Raw genomic sequence first — 9,117 nt, 5'->3', positions numbered from 1 at the left:
TGCGGGAACTGCTCGACCTCGCCGACCGCGTCGACCCGCTCCGCGACGACGACCTGCCCGACCTCGACTCCGCGACCGACGAGGACCTGTTCGCCCTGGTCGACGAACTCGACTAGCGCGCCGGGCCGCACGGCCCGGGCCCGTCCCCTCCCCCGGACGGGCCCGGGCGCCCCCACGACTTCGACTTCCCCATGGAGCTGAGACGACGTGACGACCGACGAGAACCAACTCCGCCAGTACCTCAAGCGTGCGGTCGCCGACGCCCGCGCGAGCCGCAAGCGGCTGCGTGAGGTGGAGGAGCGGGCGCAGGAGCCGATCGCGATCATCGGGATGGCGTGCCGCTACCCCGGCGGCGTGCGCTCCCCGGAGCACCTGTGGCAGGTCGTCGCCGACGGCGTCGACGCGGTGTCGGCCTTCCCCGAAAGCCGCGGCTGGGACGTCGACGACCTCCACGACCCCGACCCGGACGCGGTCGGCAAGTCGTACACCCGGTACGGCGGTTTCCTGCACGACGCGGACCTGTTCGATCCGGAGTTCTTCGGGATGTCGCCCCGTGAGGCGCTGGCCACCGACCCCCAGCAGCGGTTGCTCCTGGAGACCGCGTGGGAGGCGTTCGAGCGGGCGCGGATCGTGCCGGAGTCGGTGCGGGGCAGCCGTACCGGGGTGTTCGTCGGGGCGATGTACAACGACTACGGCTCGCGGCCCCATCTGCCGGCCGAGGAGTTCGAGGGCTACCTCTACGGCGGCAGCGCGGGCAGTGTCGCCTCGGGCCGGCTCGCCTACACCTTCGGTCTGGAGGGCCCCGCGGTCACGGTCGACACCGCGTGCTCGTCCTCGCTGGTCGCCCTGCATCTGGCGGCGACGGCACTGCGCCGGGGGGAGGCCGATCTCGCGCTGGCCGGCGGGGTGACGGTGATGTCCACGCCCACGTCGTTCGTGGAGTTCTCCCGGCTGCGCGGACTGTCGCCCGACGGGCGGTGCCGGTCCTTCGCCGCGTCCGCCGACGGCACCGGCTGGGCCGAGGGCGTCGGTCTGCTGCTGCTCGCCCGGCTGTCCGACGCACGGCGCGAGGGGCATCCCGTGCTGGCCGTGATCCGAGGTTCGGCGATCAACCAGGACGGCGCCAGCAACGGGCTCACCGCGCCCAACGGTCCCGCGCAGGAACGGGTGATCCGTCAGGCGCTCACGAGCGCGGGGCTGTCGCCGGCCGACGTCGACGCGGTCGAGGCGCACGGCACGGGGACGACGCTCGGCGACCCGATCGAGGCGCGGGCCCTGCTCGCCACGTACGGCAAGGAACGGCCCGCCGACCGGCCGCTCTGGCTGGGCTCGCTGAAGTCCAACATCGGACACGCGCAGGGCGGCGGCCGGCGTCGGCGGCATCATCAAGATGGTCGAGGCGATCCCGCCCACGGGGTCCTCCCGGAAGACGCTGCCACGCCGAGGAGCCGTCCCCGCACATCGACTGGGACACGGGCGCGCTCGCCCTCCTCACCGAGCCCCGCACCTGGCCCAAGACGGGACGCCCCCGCCGCGCCGCTGTCTCGTCGTTCGGCTTCAGTGGCACGAACGCCCACGTGATCGTGGAGGAGGCGACGGAGGACACCACGACGGAGGACGGCGAGGGGGCCGGCGTCGGGCCCGACATCGGGACCGACGCCGGGGTCACCGCCGGGACGGGCGAGGGCGGGCCCGCGCGGGCTTCGCGGCATCCCGCCCAAGGCGAGTCCTCCGCCTGGCCCGGCCGCCCCCTGCCGCTGGTCCTGTCCGGCAAGGGCGAGCGCGCCCTCGCCGCGCGGGCCCGGCAGTTGCTCGGCCTCCTGGCCGTCGGCGAGACCGTCCTGGCCGTCGGCGAGACCGCCCGGGTCGCCGGCGCCGGCCCCGCCCCCGTCGCCGACATCGCCCACGCCCTGGTCACCACGCGGGCAGCGCTGGACGACCGGGCCGTGGTCGTCGGTGCCGATCTCGACGCACTGACGGCCGGGCTGGCCGCGCTCGCCGAGGGTGGCGGGGCTCCGAACGTGGTGCGCGGTGCTCGTGCGGGGGCGTCGCGGGTGGCGTTCGTGTTTCCCGGGCAGGGGTCCCAGTGGGCCGGCATGGCGGCCGAACTGCTGGACTCCTCACCGGCGTTCGCGGCAGCCATGGCCGACTGCGGGGCGGCGCTGGCACCGGTCACCGACTGGGATCTGATCGAGACCGTACGGGCCGGGCAGCCGCTGGAGCGGGTGGACGTGGTCCAGCCGACGCTGTGGGCGATCATGGTGTCGCTCGCGGCGGTGTGGCGCGCCCACGGGGTACGACCCGCCGCCGTGATCGGCCACTCCCAGGGGGAGATCGCCGCCGCGTGCGTGGCCGGCGCGCTGTCCCTGGCCGACGGCGCCCGGGTCGTGGCCCTGCGGGCCCGCGCCATCGCCGAGGACCTCTCCGGCCGGGGCGGCATGATGTCGGTCGCGCTGCCCGAACCCCGCGTGCGCGAACTGATCGGCGGCTACGGCGGCCGGGTCGCCGTGGCCGCCGTCAACGGCGCCGCGTCCGTGGTGCTCTCCGGTGACGCCGACGCCCTCGACGAGCTGCGCGAGACGGTCGTGGCCGACGGCGGCCGTGCCAAGCGCCTCCCGGTGGACTACGCATCGCACTGCGCGCACGTCGAGTCGATCCGTGAGCGGCTGCTGGCCGACCTGGCGGGTATCGAGGCCCGCCCCTGCGAAGTGCCGTTCTACTCCACCGTCACCGGCGGCCTGTTCGACACCACCGGCCTGGACGCCGCGTACTGGTACACCAACCTGCGGCAGAGCGTGCTGTTCGAGCCGACCACACGGACCCTGCTGGACGGCGGCCACGGTGTCTTCGTCGAGTGCAGCCCGCACCCGGTGCTGCTGCACAGCATCGAGGAGACCGCCGACACCGTCGGCACCGCCGTCGTCGGCGTCGGCTCGCTCCGCCGTGACCAGGGCGGGCCCGACCGGGTCCTGGCCGCGCTGGGCGAGGCGTTCGTGGCCGGGGTCCCGGTGGACTGGACGGTGGTGTTCGAGGACCTGCCGGTGCGCCCCGTCGAGCTGCCGACGTACCCCTTCCAGCGCGAGCGGTACTGGCTGGAGCAGTCGGCGCCCGCCTACGCGGCAGGCCCCGGCCCCTCGGACCACCCCCTGCTGGGAACGGCGGTCACGGTGGCCGGCGCCGATGAGGTGCTGTTCACCGGCCGGGTCGCGGCGGCCGCCCAGCCGTGGCTGTCCGGGCACACCGTGTCCGGCACCGTCGTACTGCCGTCGGCGGCCCTGGTCGACGCGGTCGCCAGGGCGGGCGCCGAGGTGGCCTGCCCGGTGGTGGACGAACTGGCCGTCCGGGCCCCGCTCGCCGTCCCCGACACCGCCGAGGTCCCGCTCCAGGTGCGGGTCGGCGCACCGGACGACTCCGGCCGGCGCCCCGTCACCGTGCACGCCCTGCCCGACCCCGGCACCGGGGAGTGGGTGGAGCTGGCCTCCGGGGTGCTGCGCGCCGAGGACGGCACGGCCGCCGGCCTCGCGGGGAGCACGGACGGCGTCGAGGTGCGGCTCCCCGAGTTAGCACTCCGCCGACGCCGGGCGTCACGTCCTGCACCCGGCGCTGCTGGAGGCCGCACTCGCGGTGGACGGGGCGAGCCGTTCGCGGTCCGCTGGCGCGGGGTGCGGCTGCACGCCACCGGCGCCACGGCCGTACGGGCCCGGCTCGCCCCGGCCGGGGAGGCCGTGGCGGAGGAAGGGGCCGTGTCGGTCGTGCTGACCGGTCCGGACGGGGCGCCCGTCGCCACCGTCGACTCCGTCGTCCGGCGCTCCCCCGAGCCGTCGGAACTCATCGGCGGCCCCGGCCCGCTGCGGGCCCTGCACCACGTCACCTGGACGCCGCTCACCCCCCGCCGGCCGGACCGCCCGGTCGCCTGGGCGGCCCTCGGGCGCCTGCCGGACGAGGAGCCCGGTGTGTCGTACGCGGCGCACCGGGCGTACGACGGCGACTCCGGCGTCCCCTACTACGAGGACCTCGCCGCCCTCGGACGTGCGGTCGAGTCCGGTACGGCCGTCGACGCCCTCCTCGTCCCTCTGCCGTCGGCCGGCAACGACACCGAGGTCGTGGACGGTGTGCACGCGGCGACCGGGAGGGCGCTGGCCCTGCTCCAGGCCTGGCTGGCCGACGAGCGGCTGGCCGCGACCCGGCTGGTGCTGGTCACCAAGGGCATGGTGGCCGCCGCGCCCGGCGAGGTGCCGCACCTCGACGCGGCGGCGGTCGGCGGCCTGGTGCGCTCGGCGCAGTCGGAGAGCCCGGACCGGATCGTCCTCGTGGACGCCCCCGGCACGGGCGCGGACGCCGCACCTGTCCCCCCGGCGCTCCTGGCCGCCCTGCTCGCCACGGACGAACCGCAGGCCGCCGTCCGCGACGGCCGGCTCCTGGTGCCCCGGCTGCACCGGGTCGCCCGGGCCGACACGGACGACGGCACGGTCCGCCGCTGGCGCCCGGACGGCACGGTTCTCGTCACGGGCGGCACCGGGGCGCTCGGCGCCGCGGTGGCCCGGCATCTCGTCGTCGAGCACGGCGTCCGGCGGCTGCTGCTGGCCTCCCGCCGGGGTGACAAGGCGCCGGGGGCCGGCGAGTTGCTCGCCGAACTCACCGGGCTCGGGGCCGAGGTCCGGATCGCCGCGTGCGACGTCGCCGACCGTGACGCGCTCAAGGCGCTCCTCTCCGAGATACCGGCCGGGCAGGCTCTGACCGGGGTCGTGCACGCGGCCGGGGTCCTGGACAACGATCTGCTCCCGGCGCTGACGTCCGACCAGCTGGACGCGGTGCTGGGCCCGAAGGCGGACGCCGCGTGGCATCTGCACGAGCTGACCCGTGAGGACGAGCTGGCGGCGTTCGTGCTGTTCTCCTCGGTCGTGGGCGTGTTCGGCGGTCCGGGCCAGGCCAACTACGCGGCGGCCGGGGCCTTCCTGGACGCGCTGGCCGAGCGGCGCCGCGCCGAGGGCCTGCCGGCGAGCTCGCCGGCCTGGGGGCTGTGGGAGGTCGAGGGCGGGATCAACGCGGGGCTGACCCCGGCCGACCGGTCCCGTTTCGCCCGGGACGGCTTCGTGCCGACGAGCACGGCGGAGGGGCTGGCGCTGTTCGACGCGTCGCTGACGACACGGCACCCGGCGCTCACGGCCGTGCCGCTCGACCTCGCGGCCGTACGGGCCTTTGGTGGTCCGGTTCCGCCGCTGCTGCGAGCCCTGGTGCCGACGGCCGAACGCCGCCCGGAGCGGGCCGGCGCCGAGGGGGATACGCCCCTCGCGGAGCGGCTCGCCGGGATGGACGCGGGCGAGCGGCAGGAGTTCGTCCTGGACCTGGTGCGCGGCGAGGTGGCCGTCGTCCTGGGCTTCCGCGACCCGGCCGCCGTCGAGACACAACGGCCCTTCCAGGAACTGGGGTTCGACTCGCTCACCGCCGTGCAGCTGCGCAACCGGCTGGGCGCGGTCAGCGGCGTCCGGCTGCCGGCGACCGTGGTGTTCGACCATCCGACCCCCGCGGCCCTCACCGCGTTCCTGCTCGCCGGGCTCGGGTCCGGGCCGGAGCCCACCGAGCGGTCCCCGCTCCTCGCCGAGCTCGACAAGCTGGAGGAGATCCTCTCGACGGCCGGCGACACCGAGAACGCCGGCGCCGCCGACGCGGACGAACGCGCCGCCGTCACCGTCCGGTTGCAGACCATCCTGTCGCGCTGGATGGACGCCTGGGGCGGCACGCCCGGCGACGCCGGCCCTACGGACCGGCTGGAGTCGGCCTCGACCGACGAGCTCCTCGACTTCATCGACAACGAGCTCGGCCGCGCGGGCAGCTGATGTCCCGCGCACCAGCGTCGTCCCGCACGCCCCGGTGTCCCGCACCGCTGTCACTGCCGTCCCCGAGAAGATGTGAGTTGCCCCATGGCGGATGAGAAGAAGCTGGCCGACTACCTGAAATGGGTCACGGCCGACCTGCGCAAGGCACGCGGCCGCATCGCCGAGCTGGAGTCCGGACGGCTGGAGCCGGTCGCGATCGTCGGCATGGCCTGCCGCTACCCCGGCGGGGTGGCCTCGGCCGACGATCTGTGGCGACTGGTCTGTGAGGGCCGGGACGCCGTCTCGGAGTTCCCCGCCGACCGGGGCTGGGACCTGGAGGGGCTGTACGACGCCGACCCGGACACGCCCGGCACGTCGTACACCCGCGAGGGCGGGTTCCTGGACGGCGCGGCCGACTTCGACGCCGCGTTCTTCGGGATCTCGCCGCGTGAGGCGCTGTCGATGGACCCGCAGCAGCGGGTGCTGCTGGAGACCGCCTGGGAGACCTTCGAGCAGGCCGGCATCGACCCGACGGGGCTGACGACGTCCAACGTGGGGGTCTTCGTCGGCGCGGTGGACCAGACCTACCTCGGTCTGGAGGGGCCCGAGGAGTTCGAGGGCTATCTGATGACCGGCAAGCTCAGCAGTGTGGTCTCCGGCCGGGTCTCGTACTCCTTCGGGTTCGAGGGGCCCGCCGTCACGGTGGACACGGCGTGCTCGTCGTCGCTGGTCGCACTGCATCTCGCGGCGCAGTCCGTGCGCAGCGGGGAGTCGGCGCTCGCCCTGGCGGGCGGGGTGACGATCAGTGGTACGCCGGGCGGGTTCGTCGACTTCTCCAGGCAGCGGGGCCTCGCCGCCGACGGCCGGTGCAAGTCGTTCGCGGCCGCCGCCGACGGGACCAGCTGGTCGGAGGGCGTGGGACTGCTCCTCGTGGAACGGCTCTCCGACGCCGTACGCAACGGGCATCGCGTCCTGGCCGTGCTGCGGGCCACCGCCGTCAACCAGGACGGCGCCTCCAACGGCCTCACCGCGCCCAGCGGCCCCTCCCAGGAGCGGGTCATCCGCCAGGCGCTCGCCGAGGGGCGGCTGGACGCGGCCGACGTGGACGCGGTCGAGGCGCACGGCACCGGCACCCGGCTGGGCGACCCCATCGAGGCTCAGGCGCTGCTGGGCACGTACGGCACCGCCCACCCGGCGGAGCGCCCGCTGTACCTGGGGTCGCTGAAGTCCAACATCGGGCACGCGGTCGCCGCGGCCGGGGTGGGCGGCGTCATCAAGATGGTCCAGGCGATACGGCACGGGGTGCTGCCCAGGACCCTGCACGTCGACCGGCCGACACCGCTGGTCGACTGGTCCGACGGCGCGGTGGAACTGCTGACCGAGGAGCGCCCCTGGCCGCGGACGGGCCGCCCGCGCCGCGCCGCCGTCTCCGCGTTCGGGGTGAGCGGCACCAACGCCCACGTGATCATCGAGCAGGCCCCCGAGCCGACGGAGGCACCGGCGGACACCGCGCCGGACGCCGGGCACCCCGATCCCCCCGTCCCTCTCCCCGCCATCCCCTGGACCCTGTCCGCGCGGACGGCCGGTGCCATGCGGGCGCAGGCAGAGCGGCTGGCCGAGTTCGTCGAGCGGCACCCCGAGGTGCCGGCCGAGGACGTGGCGCACGCACTGGCCACCACGCGGGCCGGGCTGGAGCACCGGGCCGTCGTGGTGGGCGCCGATCGCGCCGAACTCCTCGCCGCGCTGAACGCGTTCACGCCGGACGCGGTGGCCCCCGCCCTGCCGCGCGGCGCGGCCGGCACGGGCAAACTGGGCTTCCTGTTCACGGGACAGGGCGCCCAGCGAGCCGCGATGGGCCTCGAACTGCACGCCGCGTTCCCGGCGTTCGGGGCTGCCTTCGACGAGGTGTGCGCGCACCTCGACCCGCTGCTGGACCGGCCGCTGCGCGAGGTGATCGCGTCGGGCGACCGGCTCGACGAGACGGGGTACGCGCAGCCCGCCCTGTTCGCCGTCGAGGTCGCGCTGTTCCGGCTGTTCGCGTCCTGGGGCGTACGGCCCGACCTGCTCGCCGGGCACTCGATCGGCGAGCTGGCCGCCGCGCATGTGGCGGGCGTCCTCACCCTCGCGGACGCGGCGGCCGTGGTGGCCGCCCGGGGCCGGCTGATGCAGGCCCTGCCGAGGGGCGGGGCGATGGTGGCGCTGCAGGCCACGGCCGACGAGGTCGAGCCGCTCCTCGCCGGGGCCGGCGGGCGCGTGGGCGTCGCGGCGCTCAACGGCCCGTCGTCCACCGTGGTGTCGGGCGACGAGGAAGCGGTCGCCGGGATCACGTCCACGGTCCGCTCCTGGGGCCGCGCGACCAAGCGGCTGGTGGTCAGCCACGCGTTCCACTCCCCCCTGATGGAGCCGATGCTGGAGGAGTTCGGCCGGGTCGTGCGGGGCGTGACGCTGAACGCCCCGGAGATCCCCCTGGTGTCCACGGTCACCGGCCGCGTCGCCACCGAGGCGGAACTGCGTTCGCCCGACTACTGGATCCAGCAGGTACGGCAGCCGGTCCGCTTCGTGGACGCGGTCCGCACCCTCGCCGAGGGGCAGGTGACCACCACCCTGGAGCTGGGCCCGGCCGGGGTGCTCACGGCGATGGTCGACGACTGTGTGTCCGGCGTCGGTGCCGTGACCGCCGTGGCCGCCGTACGGTCCGGCCTGTCCGAGCCCATGGCCGCGGTGGCGGCGCTGGGCCGGCTGTGGAGCGCGGGCGTACCTGTGGACTGGCCGGCCTTCTTCGCCCCGGCCGGGCCCCGGAAGCGGGTGGACCTGCCGAGCTACGCGTTCCAGCGCAAGCGGTACTGGCTGGAGTCCCGCCCCACCGAGGCGTCCGGGCGCTCCGGGGGCGCGGCCGGTCATCCGCTCGTGGACGCGGCGGTCGAGATCGCCGGCCGTGACGAGCTGGTCCTCACCGCCCGGCTCACGGCCCGCTCGGCCCCCTGGCTCGCCGGGCACACCCGGCACGGCGAGGTCGTACTGCCCGTCTCCGCGCTGCTGGACGTGGTGGTCCGCGCGGCCGACGAGGTCGGCTGCACGATCGTGGACGAGCTGACCGTACGCCGCCCGATCGTCCTGCCCGAACGCTCCCGTGTCCGTGTCCAGTTGACGGTCGACGCGCCGGACGCCACGGGCACCCGCGCCTTCAGCGTCCACACGGGCGCCGACGAGGACCACCCGGCGTGGACCGTCGCCGCCTCGGGGACCCTGAGCCCCGCCGGCCGGGAGGCCCCGTTCGAGCTGGGGACGTGGCCGCCGGCGG

The 9,117-nt window shown here is 75.7% G+C and carries 2 protein-coding genes and 1 pseudogene; all 3 read left to right on the top strand.

The genetic code is table 11. The features are described 5' to 3' along the window. Positions 1-207: 207 nt before the first annotated feature. Positions 208-5,075 (top strand): annotated as a pseudogene (locus tag SSQG_RS43490) (SDR family NAD(P)-dependent oxidoreductase); the annotation flags it as partial. Positions 5,076-5,309: 234 nt separating this feature from the next. Then, entirely contained in the window at positions 5,310-5,837 is a 528-nt protein-coding gene (locus tag SSQG_RS44050) for a phosphopantetheine-binding protein (RefSeq protein WP_425315019.1), read from the top strand. 84 nt (positions 5,838-5,921) lie between these two features. Continuing rightward, positions 5,922-9,117, top strand: a 3,196-nt coding sequence (locus tag SSQG_RS21510; protein WP_039933325.1) for a beta-ketoacyl synthase N-terminal-like domain-containing protein, incomplete at its 3' end; no start/stop codon positions are given.

The organism is Streptomyces viridochromogenes DSM 40736, from assembly GCF_000158955.1.
Taxonomy (GTDB): Bacteria; Actinomycetota; Actinomycetes; order Streptomycetales; family Streptomycetaceae; genus Streptomyces; species Streptomyces venetus.
Note: the sequence above shows the minus strand (reverse complement) of the source record. Positions and strands in the feature narration are given on the sequence as shown.